The sequence below is a fragment of the Nitrospira sp. genome (genome assembly GCA_029194665.1).
Lineage (GTDB): Bacteria > Nitrospirota > Nitrospiria > Nitrospirales > Nitrospiraceae > Nitrospira_D.
On sequence record JARFXO010000001.1, the window covers coordinates 790,684 to 810,685 of the forward strand.

The window sequence follows — 20,002 nt, forward strand, 5'->3', positions numbered from 1 at the left end:
CCGATAAGAGGATACATGCCCATGGCAGAAGAAGCTCCAAAGCTGATTCAGATCGTTCCGAAAGGCGGAGACAAGAAAGACGGTTTCAACTTGGTGACAGAGCGCGTTGTGGCGGTCAACCCCGAGAGCAGACAGCTCGAGGTCGAACTCTTGGCTTACGACGGTAAGACGGTCTTGTTGGAGGTGGACGAAGAGGCGCTGGAGGACCTCAAGAGGATCAGGGTGGGAGACGGTGCCACCATTCGAGTAGTGGAAGAAAACGGCAAGCGGGTCGCGAAGCACTTTAAGATTCGCCCCAAAGACCCAAACGCTGCCAGAGCCGACGCCATGTTGCTTGACCTGAGAGATTCACACTGGCTGAATCGAAAGTACGCAGCGGAGGTCTTGGGCGAGTTGAAAGATCCGCGTGCCGTCGATCCCTTGGTAGAGGCGTTGACCGATGAAGTCGGTGACGTGCGGCAACGGGCCTATGATTCGTTGATCAAGCTCGGTGGCCCATCCGTGCCTTCGCTGATTCCGTTATTGGTGTCCGAAGAAGACGAAATTCGTCAATCCGCCACCGAGATTCTACGAAAGATCGGCAAACCGGCCGTCGAGCCGCTGGCAACGGCGTTGACCGACGCCGATGATCGGCTGAAGACCCGCATCATGAAGGTGCTCGATCGAATGGGGTACAAGCCGAAAACCAAGGAACAGGTCAAACCCGAACTGCCGCGACTGACCTAGCTCCGTTCAGGGATTGTTCCTGGGACTCCGTGCGGTACGTCCCACGGAGATATGCGTGAAGCCGGCAGCCGCGACGCGTTCGGGATCATAGACGTTTCGGAGATCAAGCAAGACAGGACCCCGCATGACCGACTTCAACTTTCCAAAATCCAGGTTTCGAAGCACATTCCACTCGGTCATAATCACCAGTGCGTCAGCCCCTTCGGCTGCATGGTAGGCATCTCGGCAGGGCTGGAGTTCAGGCATCATCCGGCAGGCTTCTGCCAGAGCCTCAGGGTCGTACGCGCGGATGACCGCACCATCTGCTATGAGGGCTCGACCGATCAACAAGGCCGGGGCTTCTCTGAGATCGTTGGTATTCGGTTTGAAGGAGAGTCCGAGCATCGCCAACGTCTTTCCTTTCAATCCCCCCAACGCCTCTCGAATCTTGTCGATCATCCGTCCTCGTTGGCTGTCGTTCACCCGTGAGGCGGCGGAGGCAATTTGCATCGAATAGCCATGGCGCTCGCCGGTCTGGATGAGCGCGACAAGATCCTTGGGAAAACACGATCCTCCGAAACCAGGCCCCGCATGAAGGAACTTCGCCCCGATGCGATGATCCAGCCCCATGCCCTTGGCCACCATTTGAACATTGGCTCCGACTTTTTCGCAAAGATTGGCGATCTCGTTGATAAACGAAATCTTCGTGGCCAAGAACGCATTGGACGCGTACTTGATGAGCTCGGCCGTCGGACCATCCGTCACGACGATCGGTGTTTCGATCAGATAGAGGGGACGATAGAGATCTTTCATGATGGCAACCGCCTGATCGCTGTCCGCCCCGATCACGACGCGATTCGGCCGCATGAAGTCTTCAATCGCCGACCCTTCTCGGAGAAACTCCGGATTCGAAACCATATCGAACCGAAAGGGATTCGTCTGAGCGTTCGTGATGACCTCACGAAGTGTTGCACCGGTGCCTACCGGAACCGTGGACTTGGTCACGATCACCTTGTAACTGGTCATGTGACGCGCAATCCCTTTACCGACCTCCTCGACATACGAGAGATCGGCCGAGCCGTCACCCCTCGGCGGCGTTCCAACGGCGATAAAGATGACGAGAGCCTTCTCGACGGCCTTGGCGATGTCAGTGGTAAAGTTCAACCTGCCTTCTTTGATCCCTTTGGCGACCAGGTCCGCAAGACCCGGCTCATAAAACGGGACCTCGCCCTTCTCAAGCTTTTCGATTCTTCGGCTGTCGCTGTCCATGCAGGTGACGTGGACGCCGAATTCGGCAAAGCAGGCGCCCGTCACCAAACCGACATACCCAGTACCAATCACGCTAATGTGCATCGAACGACCCTCCTAACTGGCAAAAGCAGCGGAAGTATAACAGCCAGTGCGAATGCGGGCAACGAATCTATGCCTACTTGTCGTTGCGGCCCGTTCGTTGACTCTCGGAAAATGCGTTGAGTACAATCCGACGCCCTCTCTGACACGATAACGAGCGAGACTCTGCACTTTCGTCGAATCGATGGTCTTTCATCCTCCACGAATTCCCCGCTGGTTTTTGCTTTTGACCGCCCTCGTGACCGGTGCGGTCGTGATGGCATTGGAAATCCTTGGCAGTCGTTTATTGGCTCCCGTCTTTGGCAGTTCGCTGTTTGTCTGGGGCGCTCTGATAGGCGTGATTCTGGCCGCCATGAGCAGTGGCTACGCGTTCGGCGGTTGGGTCTCCGACCGTTATACCGGCGGAGGAGTGCTGGCCGGACTATTGCTTTTTTCCGGAAGTTGGACGTTTCTTGTGGCTTGGGCGAACCAACCCATTTTGTTTGAGATCGAGAAGATGGTGCAGGACCCTCGCTGGGGCCCTTGCCTCGCCGCAACCGTACTCCTCGCACCCCCCGCATTCGGGCTCAGCGGCGTCTTGCCGGCCATGTTGCGTCTGGCAGTACCCGACATGGATCACCTCGGTCGACAGACAGGCCGCATGATCGCCTTATCGACCGTCGGCAGTCTTGCCGGCACCTGGGGCACTGCATTCTTTTTCCTATCCTGGCTCGGAAGCCAATCGGTGATGGCCTGGCTGGGCAGTATTCAGGTCGGGCTTGGGGTCTTATGGCTCGCAAAAGGAACCTCGACCAGTCGGGTCGTACTGCTGATCATTCTCGGCTGTTGCACCCTCCTGGGAGCGATAGCCCTCCACCCACTCCAACGACTGAAGACCCCCATCTATCAAGAGGAAAGTCCATACCAGCAAGTCCGTATCCGCGAAGATGATCTCTTCCGGTATCTCGTGTTGGATCGTACGTTTCACGCCACCATGTGGAAAGTCGACCCGACTTCCCTTTTCCTCCCCTACAGCCAAATGATGGTGTCTTCGCTGGCACTCGTGTCCGAGCCGAAGCGCGGCCTCATTCTCGGTCATGGCGGCGGTTCGTTGGCGAAGTGGTTGGCACGACACTGGCCTGCGTTGGAGCTTGATGTTGTGGAATTCGACCCGGTCGTCGTCCGCATGGCCGAAGAGTATTTTGACTATCGCCCGCCTGCCAATCATCACCTCTTTGTGAAGGACGGTCGAGCCTTTCTCAACTCGACGGGCCACACGTACGATGTCATGTGGATCGATGCATTCGCACGAGACATGATCCCTTTTCACCTCACCACGACGGAGTTTTACTCGTTGGTACGAACGCGCCTGAATCAGGAGGGAATCGTCGCGGTGAATCTGGCGTCGTCCGGCAAGGAAGGTGATCTCGCTCGAGCCGCCGCGGTCGTCCAAACCATGAAACAGGCCTTTCCCGTCCTCACCACCTTCGCCGTCGAGGGGCCGTGGAAGACAGGCATGACCCCGGCGAAGAATTTGATCTTCTTTGGAGGCCGTCTCATCGAGCATGAATCGCCGGACAGTCTCATGGCAAAGATTACGGACATGGCGACGAATCGGCGCCTGCCGATGGAAACGATCGCGCTGTTGAATACACGTCGAACCGAGCCCTGGCCCCCCGGCGTCGTGCTGAGCGACGACTTTGCCCCCTACGATCTGCTCCTTGGGCGGGAACGATCACAATTGGTGGAATGAGGATGGTTCTATTCGTCTGAATGCTGAGCAGGTTGAGAGACTCCCAGCTCGTGGCAGCCGCTCCAGGTGTGAATGCTTTTGTCACCGCCCTCGATAAGAAGTCGAAGCACCTCGACGATTTCTGCCTGTCTTTTTAGGAAATACCGGGCGGAGGAACCGTTCTTCTTGCCGATTCGCACGGTGACGATGCGGGCATCTCGTAGCGCAAAGACATCTTCATCGGTTTCGTCATCTCCCACGTAGAGAGCGCCGCTACAGTCAAGTCGACGCATGTACTCCAACAAGGCCGTACCCTTGTGTGATGCCGTCGGCGGCATCACATTGACGACGCACTTCCCGAGGACAATGCGGGGTGGAGGAGACAATTCGGCAACGATTCGAGAGATGAGCGCCCGCGCCTCATCTCGCCGATCGGCGGTTCGATAATGGAATGAGAGCGAGTAGAACTTCTCCTCGACGAGCACTCCACTTCGAGCCAGTTCGTCCTGAAATCGTTCGTTGATCAATTGCAGCCATCCGGAACTGGTTTCTCGGACTTGCTGTATGTCTTCTCGGCGCGCATGAGGGCCTTCTGAGCCATGATTCCCGATCAAGTGGGGAACGGCGGTCCCGACACGTGAGCGCAAGTCCTCCACGGAGCGTCCGGAGATAATGGCGATGGGAGCGCGCTTCGCGAGTTCCTCAAGCCGGACACGGATGGGACGCGTCATCCTGGCAGCGGGAGGATCTCGGACGATTTTCGCCAAGGTCCCGTCGAAATCAAACGCAAACAAAGAACGCACTTTCAAAAGCGCCTCAAGGTCGTTTCTTCCTGTTTCCGTCAACAAATAGTCCATCGTCCGTCCATCAATTCAGCAAGCTCGGCCGCCGCACATGTTTCATGACTCGCTCCTTTTGTCTCATGCGGGCCGCATCGATGAGCATGCGACCGGCCCAGCGGTACACATTGAACTCCTGAATCAGTCCCCGCATACTCTGCATCCTGGCCCGCTGTTCCAGCTTCGGCATCGTCAGGCCAAGGTGGAGCGCGGCGGCAAACTGGTCGATGTCGTAGGGATTGATCACGAGCGCCTCCGTCAGTTCACGAGCGGCTCCCGTAAATTGACTCAGAATCAACACTCCTTGCTCGTCGTCCCGAGCACCGACGAATTCTTTGGCGACCAAATTCATGCCGTCATGGAGACTGCTGACCACGCACAGGTCCGCGCCACGGTAACACTCATGGACCTGTGCCGGCTCATGATGCTGAATCCTCAGGCAGATCGGTTCATAGCCGTCCCGCCCAAACCGCTTGTTGATCTGCTCGGCCAGTGCAGAGACTTGGCCGGTAAAATGGTGGTACTGCTCGATCGTTGAACGGCTGGGGGCTGCGATCTGAACAAACGTAAATTTCCCGATCCATTCCGGCAGCAATTCCAGCAACCGTTCTACGGCCATGAACCGTTCCAGGATCCCCTTCGTATAATCAAGCCGTTCCACCCCGAGACCGACAAGACGATCGGGAGGCATCCCATAGGTCTCGCGGAGTTTGGCTCGGCATTCCGGGACCGGCCGTTGCTCATGGAGCCATTGCAACGGCCACTCGATAGAAATCGGATAGGGGTTGACCGCCGTCAACTTGCCCCCATAAGAGACCGTCGAACTGTTTCGATCGATCCGCGCCTCAAGCAACCGATCGATACTATCGATAAAATTGTTGCAATGAACCCTGGTGTGGAAGCCCAGAATGCTGCTTCCGAGCAGCCCTTCCAGAATTTCTTCGCGCCAGGGACAGATCCCAAAGCTTTCCGCGTTCGGCCATGGAATGTGCCAGAACATGATGATCGTCGCGGTCGGCAATTTATCTCGAATCAGCTTCGGCAGCAGCGCAAGATGGTAGTCCTGAACAAGGACGACCGGATTGTCGGTGGTGGCCTCCTCATAGACGGCCTGAGAAAATCGCTCGTTGATGGCCACATAGTGTTTCCAATCCGATGAACGGAACGTAGGCCGGACATGGGCGATATGACAGAGCGGCCACAATCCCTCGTTGGCGAACCCGTAATAGTATCCGGCCTCCTCTTCCGCAGTGAGCCACACGCGGCGGATCTCATAGCTGGGATGCGCCGGCGGCACCGCGACATGGTCTCGTCCGTCCACCACTTCCCGATCGGCAGAACCGTTCCCATGCGCGATCCATACGCCGGAGCAGGCACGCATCACCGGTTCGAGCGCCGAAACAAGCCCGCTCGCCGGTACCTGTAGGACGATGTTTCGATCCTGCCAGTAGTGGGCATAGGGCTGTCGGTTAGACACAATCAACACCTGATCGCCCGCGAGCTGCTCGTGAAGGATCGTCTTGAGGCTGCTCGGGGTCCACGAAATCTGGCTCTCATCGCGCATGCGGCGATCAGATTCTAGAGCCTGCACCAACGAGCGCAAGTCCTTCGCCAAGGGCCGGAGTTCCGGAGCATGCTGTTCATGGGCCAGCGGGGTCAACAGCCTTTCTCCTTTCAACATGGCCCGAACTCCGGTCATCCATCCTTTCCAAATGAAATGTGCCACCAACACGGTGACCAGCGAGATGACGGCTGTCAGTCCTGCAAACAGATAGAAGACGTACCGTTTTGTATCGCTGCTTCGTTGTTGGATAAAACTCATATCGTGGATGAGTAGAAGACGGCCCAACCGGCGCCCGTTTGCTTCGATCAAGGCAGAAGTGATATGGAGGGGTCCGCTGCTGAATGACCTGACAGTGGACGAGTCGGATGCAAAATCGAGTGTAGCCTTACAGGTGACGTCCTGCGGGTATGCCTGGGTCTCATAAAGCAGATGGTGGTCGAGATCGCAAAATCCCAGGGCGTACATTCGTTCGTCCTGAAGAATGCGCGTAAAATAGGCCAGGATCTTGTCCTTTGAATTGGTTACCAAGAGGTCTGCAAGTGGGACCTCCATCGTATTGACCATGAGTTTCGATCGCATGTCGAGATCTCGCACAAACCATTTCAATTCAAGCGAGTCGACAAGAGGGATTACGCCATAGGCGATCACTCCCAACACGATCACTAACGGGAGAACGAACCGAAGTGAGAGCCGCAAGAACCTCATGGGAACAAGTTAGTGTACTTGCCCTGAGAAATCAAATGCGTTCCGGTGTGGACTCGTACTGACTCATCGGTCATTGTCCGGCAATTTCCCACAGGCCTATTCGCCCATAGACGCGATCAACGCCTCATTCGTCGTCACTCCTCCATGGAGTGACCTGTTGTAGCTTCCAGCCCATCGACTGGACGATCCGTCGACTTCTTCCGCATCTCTGGAAACCCCCAACCGTCTTCGTAAAGGTTCCCTCACCTGCTCTGCAATAACACCTGCCAAAGGAAGTCCCCGCTCGGGGGGTGTTCCCCGACCTTTGGCCGATACCCTTGGGAGCGCTCACTGGGCGACGCTTTGCCCACCAATGTTGACGCTCAAACCCCAGACGAAAGATGGATCATGACCCCAGCAGCACGGAAGCGATCCTCCGGCCCTTTGCGACTCTACCTTGTCGACGCACATCCTGTGGCTCGGCTTGGATTGCGAGCCTTCTTCGATAGGTACCCGTCCATCAACGTATCGGGGGATGCAACCACGCTTGCCGCTGCCCTACAGGATTTACGGCGCTGCAAGCCTGATGTGCTGATTACAGACAGCTTTCCGATCCCAAAACGAGTGTTGGGTCGACTGCCCACCCTCCGTGTTCTCTATACTTTGGAGTCGCTCGCGCACTGCTCGCTGGTTAGACTTCTGGAGGATCTCACTCACGGACAAGCCGGCTTTGCGTTGAAGAGTCTGACATTGGCCAGGCTTCTGAAAGCCGTGCGTCAGGTTGCAGCAGGACGAAGGTATAGAGACCCAGCCTTCATGCGCCTCGTCAAAGCAGAGCAGCAACCGTCGCAGGCTCTCTCACCGAAGAAGCAGCGACGCCAACCTAACTTGCTTCAAGGTCAGACAAAGGCCCAGAAAAGAACGACGAAGCGCGGGACGCAGAGGCAAAGGAAGAAGTAAACTCCAGGAAGTGCGTATTTCCCGGCCTCCATCCCGATCAACGATGAAGAGTGGGCGCTACGCCCAAGTGAGGTGTGGCGGAACCATCTTGCAGCTGGTTCGAACCTGCTTTCGAGTCTCAAGGCCCTTGACCGTCTCATCCACTCTACTTGAACGCCTGTCGCGTCCCCGCGTGCTCCTATTTGAATTGGACTGCAGGTAGCAAGGGAACGTGCCAAGCACGCTAGGTTTCCAAGACCTGAAGCGCTGCCTATGCTGTCAGCCCCGTCGAGGCAGACTCCCCTGACCGCAAAAGGTGCGGCTTCATGGCTTGCGCCACCAAGCACATTTTTCATCTCAGGACCGCACCTATCCGGCGGAGATTGCCATTGAAATGCTCTCGATCATCACTTGAAAATTACCGCCAAGGGTTTTAGGGTTGGTCATGAAATGGACGGCCTTAGATCGGTACGAGTGTGTGGCCCAACGGGGCCGACCTGTGCCCGTATGTGCTCTAAGCTCCTATGCATCCAGTAAACCGATCATCCTGAACGACGAGCAGATTCTAAATTGAATTGAGTGGAGCCTCGGGGTGGCATGAGACAGGACAAGGATAAGAAGGAGAAGATCGGCGCGTCCGTGCACCAGCTCAGGGTCTCTTTGCGAGAGATTACGCCCTCGATTTGGCGACGCGTGCAAGTGCCTAGCGACATCACCTTGGCGAAGCTGCACCTTGTGTTACAGATCGCGATGGGATGGACCAATTCACACCTGCACAGGTTCAGCATCGGAGGGGTGGACTACGCCGAACCGGACCCGGACGGGCACCTGAATTTTCAGAGCGACCGGCGCGCTCGCCTGAATCATGTGGCACGCGCAAAGCAGAAGTTCGAGTACGAATATGACTTCGGAGATAGCTGGAAGCACGACATCGTCGTGGAGAAGACGCTTCAACCGGAGTCTGGAGCCACCTACCCCTTCTGTTTGGCCGGCGAGCGGGCATGTCCACCTGAGGATTGCGGCGGTCTGTGGGGATATCAGGAATTTCTCGAAGCGATCATGAATCCCGCCCACAGGGAGCACGAGGAGCTGTTGGTCTGGGTAGGCGGCAGCTTTGATCCGGAGATGTTCGATCTGGACGCCGTCAACACATCACTCCGGCGTCTTCGGGTTTGAAGCGATGGCGACTATCAGTTGATGGAGTCCTTCGGAGGCATCACGAAAAAAGACCTCGCGCGAGCTGTCGGAACGCACGAAGTGCGGTATGACACAAATGGAAACACTGAAGGCGTTTATCCGCCCGCCTTAATCCCGATAAAGCGATAAAGAGCGGGCGGCACGCGCAAGCGAGGTTTGGTGGAGGCGAGGGGAGTTGAACCCCTGTCCGAAGATCGTCGGTACACTGCGTCTACATGTGTAGCCGACAATTTAAGCTTCGCAGCCGTCCACGCCCATCGGCAGGCTTAGAACAGCCGCTAGCCCAGAAAAGTCTCGTCTTCAGCCGCTGAGCACCGGCTTGGGACCAGCCCGCTGCATCACGCCATTCCACCCCCGCGGGCCTCAGATGGAACGACGTCTCAGCCTAAATTAGGCTGCGAGTGCCAGTTCTTGATTGGCAGTTGCATTTTCCCGGAGGGTTACGAGTCCCCGAGAGCTCGACATGCGACAGTGACCTCAGTATCCCCGTCGAAACCGGTCGCCCCCTTTGTTCAGGTTGTTGCCCAACTCATTACAGATGCTCATCATACCGCACCTGTCAATCGGACGCCACTTTCTGTCCAAAGCCCCTTCTCGAAGATTGTCGAACACTATCCGCCTGAGGTCTCTACTCATCCAGGCTCGGACGGACAAGGAAAGGTCCATAGTGGAACGCAAAGAGTAGATATGCGCCACTCCAGCTGAGTGCCGACAGGCTAAGTAACGCATGAGTAAGGAGTGTCGGTGTCTCGGGGTTCGGGGCAAAAATTCGCAGTAATGCTCCGACATTGACGAGTATGTAGATCGCCACCGTGAGCCGATCAGCATGTCGCGGTCGTCCCGTGTGGCCGAGACTCGCTCGAGTCATCACGGCCAGGGTCATCGCCCCCATCGCTCCAGTGGTGAGAAGATGAACCGCGTTCGCGGTGGAAAATCCAATTCCTAGAATCGCCCCGCCAAGCGCGATCAAAAACAATCCCACCCATCCATAACCGATATGGAGAATCACCACGAGTGGCTCGCCCAAGGTCCGCCACCCTCCCCAGCGCAGCACGCGCACCACACTTGCTACTCCGGCGACAAGCAGCATGGTTCCTGCCCACACACTTTCCGGCTGGGCGATCCAGGCAAGCGCAGCCACGAGGACCAGCAGGATAGCCGCAGCATCCATCGGAGAAAATACTTCCGGCAGCTTTGTCATGTCCCTACCAGCCAAGAACTCCCGGGTAAAAGTGGGCGTGAGACGTCCGCCGATGATCGTCAACAGCAGCGTCATCACCGACAAGGCAAAGCGTTCGGGGAAATCAGTGGGCACACCGGGCAAAGCCGATATGTGAAAGAGAATGTTCGCACAAGCATAGAAACTGACCAGCACACCGATCGGCGCCCGGTCCCAACAGCCGGCTGCGATAATCTCCCGCCAGACGTAGGCCGCCAGCAGGACCAAGAAGGCTCCGTCGATCGCGGCGGCTGCAGGGCCCCCTGTCCACGGGAAGACCAACAGCAGTCGCCCAGCCAGCCACAGCAGGAACATGGCTAGCAAGGGGGCGCCTCTGAGCGGCATGCGATCGGTCCAATTCGGCATCGCCGTCAGCAGAAATCCTGCAATCAACGCCGGTATGAACCCGAACAGCATCTCATGGACATGCCATTCACGCGGGCGATAAAGAAATTCTACATGCACACCGCCAGCGAACAGGGTAATCCAGAAGAGGACGGTCAGACCAGCGAAGAGCGCGGCACCCAGAAAGAACGGCCGGAATCCGTACGACAAAAATGCTGGTCCCGCGTAAAGGGGAAACGATGGTTCGTCGCCCCCTTGTGTTACGACGGCTACCGGCTGAGTCACAATCTGCATTTCCTTTGGTGCCATTGTGTGATTCTCGCCGGGGGATCGGAGTCATGTCAATCCTGAGAGCTGCGTTACCAAAGCTGACACTGTCCCCGATCGTCCAGGCGCCGATCATCACATCTCCCTGCCGACACAGCTGCAGGATACCTCGATAATTCGATCAGCTTCTCAACAATAGATTCGACCGGCTACATTCATTTCAACTCCATCTCCTATTGTGTGACACCCGGTATAGCCCCGAAGGGCGTCCGGCATCCGCAGGGAAGCCCTGTCGGCATATGCGTTTCCAGTGGGCAGTTCCCATACTGAGTGGCGCAGAAGGTTGCGTTTCTACTTGAGAACGCGGGAACATTGAATGGTAGGTTTGTCTGACCTGCCCCTGTGTTTGAATTGGCTTGCCCGGAAGGGTTCTGCTTGAATGGGTCTGCCGCAATGGGCGCCACGACCTTTATCACGTCGGCAACCGCCTTGATGGACTCGTCTCTTACTTTAAAGGTGGTACACATGTTGTCGATGTCATCAACGCTGAACCCCTTCTCTTTCATTGCGATCATCTCCTGACTGTTGCAGGTGCGATGCCTCTCCACACACCCGGTCATGAGGCTTAGCAGTCCCATGGCGAACATCACGTTCGGTATGAATCTCATAAGGCACCTCCTCGTAAGACCCATTTCGATTTGTTGACCGCGCAATTGTCATAGGTCCTAGGCGCGCAGGATTTGCACTGTCTTTCGTCAGAAAACCTAAAATCCATCGCTGTCTGAAATAAAACCGCATGGGGCTTCAGCATTAGGCGACCCATAGCTTGACCAACAACCGTGCAAAGATCGTGCGGAGATTCGGGGCTCAAATATACACAATTATTCATACGCATTTCTAGCATACGTAACTTGCAGGCGAGACGGCGTGCTTCGTAATAAGATCTTAGGAAAGGTCTGATTAATTCAGGGCTTCAGACAGTGATCAGTTAAATTCCCTGTGTTTTGTCTGCTGGTTAATCGACATCGGAAATTATTCAGACCTTCCTCAGATGAACGGCTTCGAAAGGCGTTGAATCGAATATGATTCAGAGCGAATCTCTCTGGAATCAGCGGTCGTCCAGGGAGCCAACCCCAATATCCATGGAATCACGGATACTTCAGTCCAAAGAGGTTCTATGTGGAATCGACCGGCTCGGACCGTTTACGTATGAAAAACATAGCCTTTTCGAACGATGTGGCATGGTCGCATCGGACCATTCTACATTCGCAGAGACCTGTATCCTTTTGTCTCTCGGAGCGTATCGTTTGAGATACGGTCGCCAAATGGAATCCTCTGCATAGCGCCCTATAAAGGAAACCATGAAAGGGCGCTCAGATCCGGCATTGATTGCCGATAGCCCTCGTGCGCCCTCGTTGATCTCCTGGTGGCACCGGCATTGCTTAGTTACTGAGATCATCGGTTGATGAATCGCGATTCAGCGGTTCTCAACTGTTTACCGAGGAGGGATTCCGATGACCTGTACCAGATGCAGCGGGCTCATGGTCGTGGACCATTTACTGGATATGCAAGAAAGTTATCTGCCGATGTGGATGCGCGGACTACGGTGTATGACCTGCGGCAATATCGAGGATCCGGTGATCCACCATCACCGGATTATGCAGCGCACTCGGAGGGCCAACCGGCTGGCTACACGCTTGGCCTTGGCGAAAAAGGTCGTTCGGCCGGCAGCGGCGTAGTGGGATAGCAAACCTACTCATCGAGACTTGGCACAGGTGGAAATTTCTGGTGGCATTCGCGTGTAGGAGTCTTTGCACAACCAGCCGGTAGGAGCTATGGAACGGCCTCCCATTCCCGACGATGACCTGTCGCTGGATTCGAGTCGATAGCCGAAGGCAGATTGCTATTGATGTCCATTGACCACAGCCAATACCCGCCGGCCATACCGTTCTGCCTTTCTCTCGCCGATACCCGGAATCTCTAACAGGGCTGCCGCTGTCTCCGGTTTGTGACCGGCAATGGCTTTCAACGTTCGATCGTGAAAAATGAGAAACGGCGCGACACCCTCTTCCTCGGCAAGTTCAGAGCGGAGTCGTCTGAGTCGCTCAATAAGCTGTCGATCCGGTGGGGAAGCTTGAGGGATATTCACCAAGGCGGCTCGCTGACGATCCGGCTTCCTCTCCAATCTACCGGCCGGATAGTTTTCTACCTGTTCCAAGGTTAACGTGCAAAGTCCTTGCAGAACCTCTCGTCCTTTGGGCGTTACATCGATGGTGGGATACTCCGTACCTTGTACATGGAGATACCCGGAGCCGATCAGAGTCTTCACGAGCGTCGTCACTGCCACCTTGGAACGGGTACGGCAGATGCCATAAGTCGGACAGTCCTCTACGCTGTAAGCCAGCAGCGCTTTCGAACGGCTTCCACGAAGAATGTCGACGATTCGTCCGATACCTAACCGACCCCTGCACCAGGATACCGTATCAATAATCGCCTTCGCGGACAGGGCGGTCTCGTGGGAGATCATCCGGCTCGGCTGGCGCACCGGCGCAACACAACGATCACACAGGCCACAAGGCCCCAGGGCCAACTCAGCTTGATCGCTAAAGTAGTCAAGAATCGCGAGCTGGCGGCAGGTCGACGCCGATACGTACCCCAGCAATTCTTGCAGCATGGTCCTCATGCGTTCCGCACGCTCGGCGCCTTCAGAATCTTTTGAGGCCTGCGCAATGAAATATTCCTGCGTGGCCACATCACGTTCATGAAACAGCAACACACAGGCAGCGGGCTGTCCATCACGGCCGGCACGCCCTGCCTCCTGGTAATAGGCCTCCAGACTGCCCGGAATGTCGAAATGGAGGACCAGCCTGACATCCGGCTTATCGATCCCCATGCCGAAGGCATTCGTCGCCACCAGGATTCTCAACGCCCCCCGGCGGAACTTGTCATGCACCAGTCGCCGCTCTTCATCCGAGAGCCCGGCATGGTAGTAGTCGACCGACGAGTGAGATGATTCCAACCAGGCCGCCACCTCTTCCACCGTCCGGCGGGTCGCACAATAGATCAGGATCATGCCCTTCTCTGTTCCGCAAACCAAGCGCTCCACCATTCCTAATTTCTCTTGGAAGGTCTGACAATGATGGACGGACAGGGCCAGATTCGTCCGCCGAAAACCCGCGACCAATCGGAACGGATCGCGAAGCGACAACCGTTGGCACAGGTCCGTCTGCACACGGGCGGTGGCCGTAGCCGTCAAGGCCAAGCAGGGTGGATTCGTGAGATCCCGGCGCAGACGACCGATCTTGAGATAGTCTGGCCTGAAATCATGACCCCACTGGGAAATACAGTGCGCCTCATCGACCACCAGCAACGACAGCCAGAGGGAACGCAACAGTCGGAGAAACTCTTCATGCTGCATCCGTTCCGGTGCCAGATAGAGCAGCTGAACTCGCCGCTGCTGGAGATCCTGCATCACGCGGCTCTTTTCCAAACCGCTAAGGCCGGAGTGAAACGCCGCCGCTGCAATCTTCCGCTGCTTCATGGCCGTCACCTGATCTTGCATCAACGCGATCAGCGGAGAAATCACCAGGGTCAGCCCCGGCAATAGGGTCGCCGGCAATTGATAGCAAAGCGACTTCCCCTGCCCAGTCGGCATGACGGCCATTGCATCGCGCCCCGCCAACACGGCGTGAATGACGTCCTCCTGGCCCGGCCGGAACGTCGCAAACCCGAACCGGTCGTTAAGCTGTCGAATCAGATCATCCACTGGAAAGGTGAATCAGAAACAAAGCATGCAGGCCACACGCGCCTGCACATCGATCGATTATACGAAAACAGTCACCCGCAGATAGGTCGCCGGAATAGAGGTGACCTCATTGTTGATGCTCCCATTATGGCTTTCAAACAGAGTCTCGAGTTCTTTCTGCAGATCAGCCGCCCGACCGTTCTTTTCCGCAGCCTCGAACGCACTCATCGTGGGTCCGTAGTATCTTCTGAATGTGTCGACGAACGAGGATGGCGTGTCTGGATAATTGAACGTATAGGTATCTCGGACGAATGAGATCCGTTCTTGGGGAACCCCTGCGCCTGTGAATCGCTCGACCACATGGCTCTCGATGCCCCAGGTCATCGGGCTAACAAAGCCTTCCGGCGGAGGCGGCGAGTAAGTGGCGCTGATTTTTAGGATTTGGGCCACCAACGTCGGATCGTTGGGTATCCAGTTTCCCATCACCACCCGGCCTCCGGGCTTGGTCACCCTTACCATCTCCTTGGCCACATCAAACGGCTTCGGCGCAAACATGGCGCCAAAAATGCTGATGGCCAGATCAAACGTCTTATTGTTCACTTCATGTAAATCGGTTGCATCGCCTTCCTGAAACCTCAGGTTTGTGAGGCCTTCCACCCGTGCCCTCTTATTCCCCGCAGCCACCAGATTCCTGGCGATATCGACGCCTAAGACCTCCGCACCGAGTTTTGCCGCCGGGACCGCCGTCGTGCCGTCGCCGCATCCCAGATCCAGCACCTTGAGTCCTCGCGTGATTCCGAGGGCTTTGATAAGTGCTTCTCCACTCTCCCTCATACTCGCCGCGATGCGCGTAAAGTCGCCTTTTTCCCAGAGTGCCTTATTTGGATTCACGGACGTACTCCCTTGCCTACCCACAATCGTCGCAGGAATAGAGAGTAGGCAGTTCAGTGAGAGCAGTCAAGAGAGGGGAGGGGAGGGCTACGGGATGAAAACTGTCATGCCGCCAGTGAATCGGCTGTGGTGGCTTGGTTTCCCACCCTGTTCAGTCCATCGAGTCGCTGAATATCCGGTTGATAGACACTCACTTTTCGCAGGATCATGGCTCGCAACCCTTCATCATCGATATGAGAGAGCGCGTCACGTACCCCTTCGAGATCTCCGTCCTGCGCCAGATGCGCGGCGATGCCGATGAGCGGTAAGACTCCGGCATCGCCCATGGCTGTGGCAATTTCGATGGCTCCGGATCGGTCCCCGGCCTTGACGAAGACTTGAGGCAGCTCAAGGTAAAAGTGGCTGGCCAAGAGCGACGGATCAGGGCATGAGCGGATCGTGTCTGTCACGGTCTGTACATCCCCCCGCTCCGATTCGGCGAACAGCATCATCTGCCACGCCTCTCTCAGGTACCGTCTGTCAACGATGTCATTTGCAGTTTGTCGCGCTCCAGCGGTATCGCCCGTCACAGCTTGCCTGATCGCCTGGTCCTTCAACTGTTCATCCGTCGGTGTTAGGGTTGGGATCATGTCTTGGCTCCTCTCTCCACTCGGTCGGAGTAGTAAAAGGGTTGCACAGGGCCTCATTCGAAATGTAACCGTGACATCGGTTCTTGTCGATCTTTTCACCACAAATTGACAGTCTCGTCCGCCGTCCAATCAGCCTGACAACTCCGACCACACACCGTCATTTTACGTGTCGCGCGGTTTCCGAAAATGACGATATAGAATGAAAATCAATTTACTGCGAAGGAAACGTAGAGAAGATGCCGAAGGGACCTCAAAAATCACAGGCAGGCCACTGAATCATGGTTTAATAGGCTGCACGGATAGGAATCGCTCAAACACGCGAACTATCACTGCATGATTGCAAGATCTGATACGTACATTCTTAAAAGACGAACGTTCACTTCGACCCGGTGAACTTCAACTCTCACCCGATTCAACGCATCCTTTCAGGTGAACGAGCATGAGCCAAGCAGGCTATCCAAGATGGCTTAGCTGGATGGAGACAAGCGTCTTAACTCACAGGATCTCTTAATGCGTTGCGAATGTTGGAACATAAATTGATTTGTTTTCTCCCTTCGCTTGCGCATCTGAAATGTCCAGCTATACTTTCCCTGATGCATTCCACGAAATACATCATCATGCAGGATGGAAACGGGTGGCGTGGCTATCTGCAGGGTTACCCGGAGCACGAGGCCCATGGGGAGTCGTTCGAGGACTTACAGATCAAGCTGTGGCAGCTGCACCAAGATCTTATCGCCCAAGAATCAGAACAGGACCAATACGGGAGTGAAGAGTGCGACCGGCATCATAGTCACACATCCACGCGTTCCCGTCACACACCCACGAGGTCACGCACCATGTCGCGTGCCCAGATCAACCGCCGAGCCAGGGTGGAACAGCTCCTCTTCGCGATGATCAGTAATCGCTGAACGCAGCCGATCGCCGCCACGGATCATTTCATGCCTCGACACAGGAGTTCGACTCAATCAAGACCAGGCCATCCTCCCTGAACGGCCACAGACCTTGGTTTCATTAGGAATCCTTGACCCATCGACAAGGGCGTGTTGAAATGGACCTAGCACCCCTGGAGGCCGGGACGGCTCTTCGGCGGTCCAGGTCCATAGCCTAGAAACGAGGTGCCTATGCAGACGTTCAAATGTTTCTATCTGGATAATGAGAAACAGTGGCTGGGCTCTTTGCCGAATTTTCCTGACCATTGGGCACAAGGAGAGACCTTCGAGGCGCTGCAACTCAACTTATCTCGTCTAAATTTTGACCTGACGTTACTCGAAGCGCTGCGAAAAGTTTCTGAACTCAGCCTTCCATAAATTGCTGCAGAGGGCGCTCGGCGACGCGAGACCAGCGGTTGCTGATACATCGACAGATGTGAACAGCCGATGCCGTGCTGACAGTAAGCCATCCTTTACGCTCCTGACCTCGATGTATCCCGGATGTTCCTCCGCCCGTGCGAGGTCATCGCCAGCCTGCCGAAGTCGTCATCTCCTATCCGATTACTTGGACATACCTGTAAGACTTGTGTTCTGAAACCGACTCTGGAAGGCAAACGATCGGATGTTCTATTCACCGATCTTCTTCGTCCCCTGGGGAAGCTCTGATTGACCCGACGGGTGGAGTGTTGGTACACATATTTTGCAGTTTTTCTGACCAATTTTGCGAGGCCGACCATGCCCACTGATGAAATCACACAAAAAGTCAGCGACCGGTACGCCAAGGCCGCTACGACGGGCGAACAAATGTGTTGCCCCACCAGCTATGACATGGGAAACCTTAAAACCTTCATTCCCGAAGAGGTGCTAAAGGTCTCCTATGGTTGCGGCACACCGGCTGGGCTCAAGACGGTGCAGGCCGGAGAAACTGTCTTAGACATCGGGTCGGGCGGCGGCATCGATTGTTTTGAAGCCTCGCGTTTGGTGGGCCCCACAGGCCACGTGATCGGGATCGACATGACCGATACGATGCTGGAAATCGCCCGCAAGAATGCGGCGAAGGTGGCAGCGAATCTCGGCTATCCCACATCGAACGTGGAATTTCGCAAAGGCCTGGCCGATGCGATGCCGGTGGAAGACGGCACGATCGACCTGATCATCTCGAATTGCGTGATCAACCTCGCGCCGGACAAGCGAAAGGTGTTCCAGGAAATGCATCGGGTCGCCAAGCCAGGGGGACGGTTCACTATCTCCGACATTGTATCGGACCAAACCGTCCCACAATACCTTGTCCACGATACCCAGAAATGGGGAGATTGTTTATCGGGCGCCTTGACGCTTACCGACTACATGAGCGGCATGAGGGCAGCAGGATTTCTTGGCATCCATCTCGTGGAGTTTTCACCCTGGCGGGTCATCGACGGCATTCATTTCTTTTCCGTCACGTTGACAGGTTACAAGTTGCCCATGGCCCTGACGGTCTCTTCGATCCACTACGCCACCCTTCGGGGTCCTTTCAGCTTCGTCGTGGATGAGCGAGGGAGGAAGTACCAGCGTGGTATTCCACAGCCAATTACCACGGATGATGTCAAACTGCTGAGCCATCCTCCATTCGCCGATCATTTTCTCCTGACTGCCGACCCTGTTGTGTTGGATGACCATGATCCACGCTGGACCACAGTGTTTCCGGCACAGACCCCATGCACCTGGCAAGGCGATTATGCGCTCCTGGCCGGACCTTTCATCGAAGCTGCTGATGACGACCACCATCTCTATCGCCGTGGAGAGCCGCTGGAGATTTGCTCTAAAACAGTGGCTGTCCTAGAAACGGCAGGATACCAACCTCATTTCGTCATTCTGAATCGGGCCGGCGATCGTGTGAGCGGCGAAGCTGTGACCTGCTCACCGGATGGAGGCTGTTGCTAGATGACTCTCACGTTGCTTGGCCGAAGCAACCCTCTCGCCTCCGCAGCTGAACAACTTCGTCTCCTTGAGCAGTCAACCGTTTCACCACCGTTTGACTTTCGGCTCAATCAGGCAGGTATTTTCCCTCTTCGGGCAACCGGTATTACAGTCTTTCAGATCAATGTCGGAAAGCTCTGTAATCAAACTTGCCGTCACTGTCATGTGGATGCCGGGCCTGATCGTACAGAAGCCATGTCCTTAGAAACGGCTGAACAGTGCGTTCGAGCTCTGGCCAAAACCGACATTCCCACAGCCGATATTACGGGTGGGGCCCCGGAGCTCAATCCACACTTTCGTTGGTTGGTCGAACAGGTCCGTGGTCTCGGCCGGCATGTCATTGATCGCTGCAACCTCTCCGTGTTGCTGCTGCCCTCGCAGGCGGACCTGGCGGGATTCCTGGCCGATCATCGTGTTGAGATCATCGCATCTCTTCCCTCGTATCGTGCGGGTCAGACCGATGCGCAGCGAGGCGAGGGCGTCTTTGAGAAATCAATGGAGGCACTTCGGCTCTTAAATCGTTTCGGCTATGGACGACCGGACAGTGGGCTGGCCTTGAACCTCGTCCATAATCCTGTCGGCGCGTTTCTACCTCCCAAGCAAGAGGCCATTGAAGCGCAATTTAAGAAGGAACTCCGGACCAGGCACGGCATCGAATTTAACCAGCTCTATACGATCACCAACATGCCGATCAGCCGATTCCTGGAGTTCCTTATTGAAAGCGGCAACTACGAACAATACATGACTCGCTTGGCCAATGCGTTCAACCCCGCTGCCGCAGCCGGAGTCATGTGCCGCTATACCCTGTCAGTCGGCTGGGACGGTCGATTGTACGATTGCGATTTCAATCAGATGCTCGATCTATCCCTCGATCATGGACTGCCGTCGCATATCCGAGACTTCGACCCGGCCAAGCTCCATCATCGCCAGATCGTCACACGCAATCATTGTTTCGGCTGCACGGCCGGTTCAGGCTCATCTTGCGGTGGAGCGGTCGCTTGAAGAATTATCTACGACTAAGATATTGAG

17 protein-coding genes and 1 other RNA gene are annotated in these 20,002 nt (G+C 55.8%); 9 read left to right on the forward strand and 9 right to left on the reverse strand.

What is annotated here, in order from left to right; translation table 11 throughout:
* Positions 1 to 21: 21 nt before the first annotated feature.
* A complete protein-coding gene (locus tag P0119_03835; protein MDF0665189.1) occupies positions 22 to 726 on the forward strand; it encodes a HEAT repeat domain-containing protein in 705 nt (234 codons plus the stop codon).
* A 6-nt stretch (positions 727 to 732) separates the two neighbouring features.
* Here the strand turns inward: P0119_03835 and P0119_03840 are convergent, their stop codons facing one another.
* Complete coding sequence (locus P0119_03840) at positions 733 to 2,058, reverse strand: UDP-glucose/GDP-mannose dehydrogenase family protein (protein MDF0665190.1); 1,326 nt, start codon at positions 2,056 to 2,058, stop codon at positions 733 to 735.
* Positions 2,059 to 2,281: 223 nt separating this feature from the next.
* On the opposite strand from P0119_03840, the gene P0119_03845 reads away from it, so the two are divergent.
* Positions 2,282 to 3,787: a fused MFS/spermidine synthase gene (locus tag P0119_03845; protein ID MDF0665191.1), complete on the forward strand. Its 1,506-nt coding sequence runs from the start codon at positions 2,282 to 2,284 to the stop codon at positions 3,785 to 3,787.
* 8 nt (positions 3,788 to 3,795) lie between these two features.
* Here the strand turns inward: P0119_03845 and otsB are convergent, their stop codons facing one another.
* Entirely contained in the window at positions 3,796 to 4,623 is an 828-nt protein-coding gene (gene otsB / locus P0119_03850) for a trehalose-phosphatase (GenBank protein MDF0665192.1), read from the reverse strand.
* A 10-nt stretch (positions 4,624 to 4,633) separates the two neighbouring features.
* Entirely contained in the window at positions 4,634 to 6,865 is a 2,232-nt protein-coding gene (locus P0119_03855) for a trehalose-6-phosphate synthase (GenBank protein ID MDF0665193.1), read from the reverse strand.
* A 396-nt stretch (positions 6,866 to 7,261) separates the two neighbouring features.
* Here P0119_03855 and P0119_03860 point away from each other — a divergent pair, with 396 nt between their 5' ends.
* Positions 7,262 to 7,813 (forward strand): response regulator transcription factor, encoded by a 552-nt coding sequence (locus tag P0119_03860; GenBank protein ID MDF0665194.1) that lies wholly within the window; start codon positions 7,262 to 7,264, stop codon positions 7,811 to 7,813.
* A gap of 576 nt (positions 7,814 to 8,389) precedes the next feature.
* On the forward strand, positions 8,390 to 8,968 hold the full coding sequence (locus tag P0119_03865; protein MDF0665195.1) for a plasmid pRiA4b ORF-3 family protein: 579 nt from the start codon (positions 8,390 to 8,392) through the stop codon (positions 8,966 to 8,968).
* Positions 8,969 to 9,146: 178 nt separating this feature from the next.
* On the opposite strand, the gene ssrA is transcribed toward P0119_03865, so the two are convergent.
* The 3 genes from ssrA to P0119_03880 all read right to left on the reverse strand — a co-directional run bounded on the left by ssrA (position 9,147) and on the right by P0119_03880 (position 11,488).
* Positions 9,147 to 9,496: a transfer-messenger RNA gene (gene ssrA / locus P0119_03870) on the reverse strand.
* A 121-nt stretch (positions 9,497 to 9,617) separates the two neighbouring features.
* Positions 9,618 to 10,862, reverse strand: coding sequence for an NnrS family protein (locus P0119_03875; protein MDF0665196.1), 1,245 nt, complete (start codon positions 10,860 to 10,862; stop codon positions 9,618 to 9,620).
* 191 nt (positions 10,863 to 11,053) lie between these two features.
* Positions 11,054 to 11,488: a hypothetical protein gene (locus tag P0119_03880; GenBank protein MDF0665197.1), complete on the reverse strand. Its 435-nt coding sequence runs from the start codon at positions 11,486 to 11,488 to the stop codon at positions 11,054 to 11,056.
* Positions 11,489 to 12,334: 846 nt separating this feature from the next.
* Here P0119_03880 and P0119_03885 point away from each other — a divergent pair.
* Positions 12,335 to 12,559, forward strand: coding sequence for a hypothetical protein (locus tag P0119_03885; protein ID MDF0665198.1), 225 nt, complete (start codon positions 12,335 to 12,337; stop codon positions 12,557 to 12,559).
* Between the two features lie 164 nt (positions 12,560 to 12,723).
* Here the strand turns inward: P0119_03885 and P0119_03890 are convergent, their stop codons facing one another.
* The 3 genes from P0119_03890 to P0119_03900 form a co-directional block, all read right to left on the reverse strand.
* A complete protein-coding gene (locus tag P0119_03890) occupies positions 12,724 to 14,586 on the reverse strand; it encodes an ATP-dependent DNA helicase (GenBank protein ID MDF0665199.1) in 1,863 nt (620 codons plus the stop codon).
* Between the two features lie 57 nt (positions 14,587 to 14,643).
* Positions 14,644 to 15,456 carry a methyltransferase domain-containing protein gene (locus P0119_03895; GenBank protein ID MDF0665200.1) on the reverse strand — a complete coding sequence of 271 codons (813 nt, stop codon included), beginning with the start codon at positions 15,454 to 15,456 and terminating at the stop codon, positions 14,644 to 14,646.
* Between the two features lie 104 nt (positions 15,457 to 15,560).
* A complete protein-coding gene (locus P0119_03900) occupies positions 15,561 to 16,085 on the reverse strand; it encodes a hypothetical protein (protein ID MDF0665201.1) in 525 nt (174 codons plus the stop codon).
* 617 nt (positions 16,086 to 16,702) lie between these two features.
* Between P0119_03900 and P0119_03905 the strand changes: the two genes are divergently transcribed.
* The 4 genes from P0119_03905 (at position 16,703) to arsS (ending at position 19,975) form a co-directional block, all read left to right on the forward strand.
* Complete coding sequence (locus P0119_03905) at positions 16,703 to 16,993, forward strand: hypothetical protein (GenBank protein MDF0665202.1); 291 nt, start codon at positions 16,703 to 16,705, stop codon at positions 16,991 to 16,993.
* A gap of 213 nt (positions 16,994 to 17,206) precedes the next feature.
* Positions 17,207 to 17,392, forward strand: coding sequence for a hypothetical protein (locus P0119_03910; GenBank protein ID MDF0665203.1), 186 nt, complete (start codon positions 17,207 to 17,209; stop codon positions 17,390 to 17,392).
* Positions 17,393 to 17,749: 357 nt separating this feature from the next.
* Positions 17,750 to 18,937 carry a methyltransferase domain-containing protein gene (locus P0119_03915; GenBank protein MDF0665204.1) on the forward strand — a complete coding sequence of 396 codons (1,188 nt, stop codon included), beginning with the start codon at positions 17,750 to 17,752 and terminating at the stop codon, positions 18,935 to 18,937.
* On the forward strand, positions 18,938 to 19,975 hold the full coding sequence (arsS, locus tag P0119_03920) for an arsenosugar biosynthesis radical SAM protein ArsS (protein MDF0665205.1): 1,038 nt from the start codon (positions 18,938 to 18,940) through the stop codon (positions 19,973 to 19,975).
* The last annotated feature ends 27 nt before the right edge of the window (positions 19,976 to 20,002 follow it).

Bases quoted from the DNA above. Each gene is read 5' to 3' on its own strand.
- P0119_03905 (MDF0665202.1), top strand. From the start codon at position 16,703: ATGCAGGATGGAAACGGGTGGCGTGGCTATCTGCAGGGTTACCCGGAG.
- P0119_03915 (MDF0665204.1), top strand. From the start codon at position 17,750: ATGCCCACTGATGAAATCACACAAAAAGTCAGCGACCGGTACGCCAAG.
- arsS (MDF0665205.1), top strand. From the start codon at position 18,938: ATGACTCTCACGTTGCTTGGCCGAAGCAACCCTCTCGCCTCCGCAGCT.
- P0119_03880 (MDF0665197.1), bottom strand. From the start codon at position 11,488: ATGAGATTCATACCGAACGTGATGTTCGCCATGGGACTGCTAAGCCTC.
- P0119_03835 (MDF0665189.1), top strand. From the start codon at position 22: ATGGCAGAAGAAGCTCCAAAGCTGATTCAGATCGTTCCGAAAGGCGGA.
- P0119_03860 (MDF0665194.1), top strand. From the start codon at position 7,262: ATGACCCCAGCAGCACGGAAGCGATCCTCCGGCCCTTTGCGACTCTAC.
- otsB (MDF0665192.1), bottom strand. From the start codon at position 4,623: ATGGACTATTTGTTGACGGAAACAGGAAGAAACGACCTTGAGGCGCTT.
- P0119_03900 (MDF0665201.1), bottom strand. From the start codon at position 16,085: ATGATCCCAACCCTAACACCGACGGATGAACAGTTGAAGGACCAGGCG.
- P0119_03910 (MDF0665203.1), top strand. From the start codon at position 17,207: ATGCAGACGTTCAAATGTTTCTATCTGGATAATGAGAAACAGTGGCTG.
- P0119_03865 (MDF0665195.1), top strand. From the start codon at position 8,390: ATGAGACAGGACAAGGATAAGAAGGAGAAGATCGGCGCGTCCGTGCAC.
- P0119_03885 (MDF0665198.1), top strand. From the start codon at position 12,335: ATGACCTGTACCAGATGCAGCGGGCTCATGGTCGTGGACCATTTACTG.
- P0119_03840 (MDF0665190.1), bottom strand. From the start codon at position 2,058: ATGCACATTAGCGTGATTGGTACTGGGTATGTCGGTTTGGTGACGGGC.
- P0119_03875 (MDF0665196.1), bottom strand. From the start codon at position 10,862: ATGGCACCAAAGGAAATGCAGATTGTGACTCAGCCGGTAGCCGTCGTA.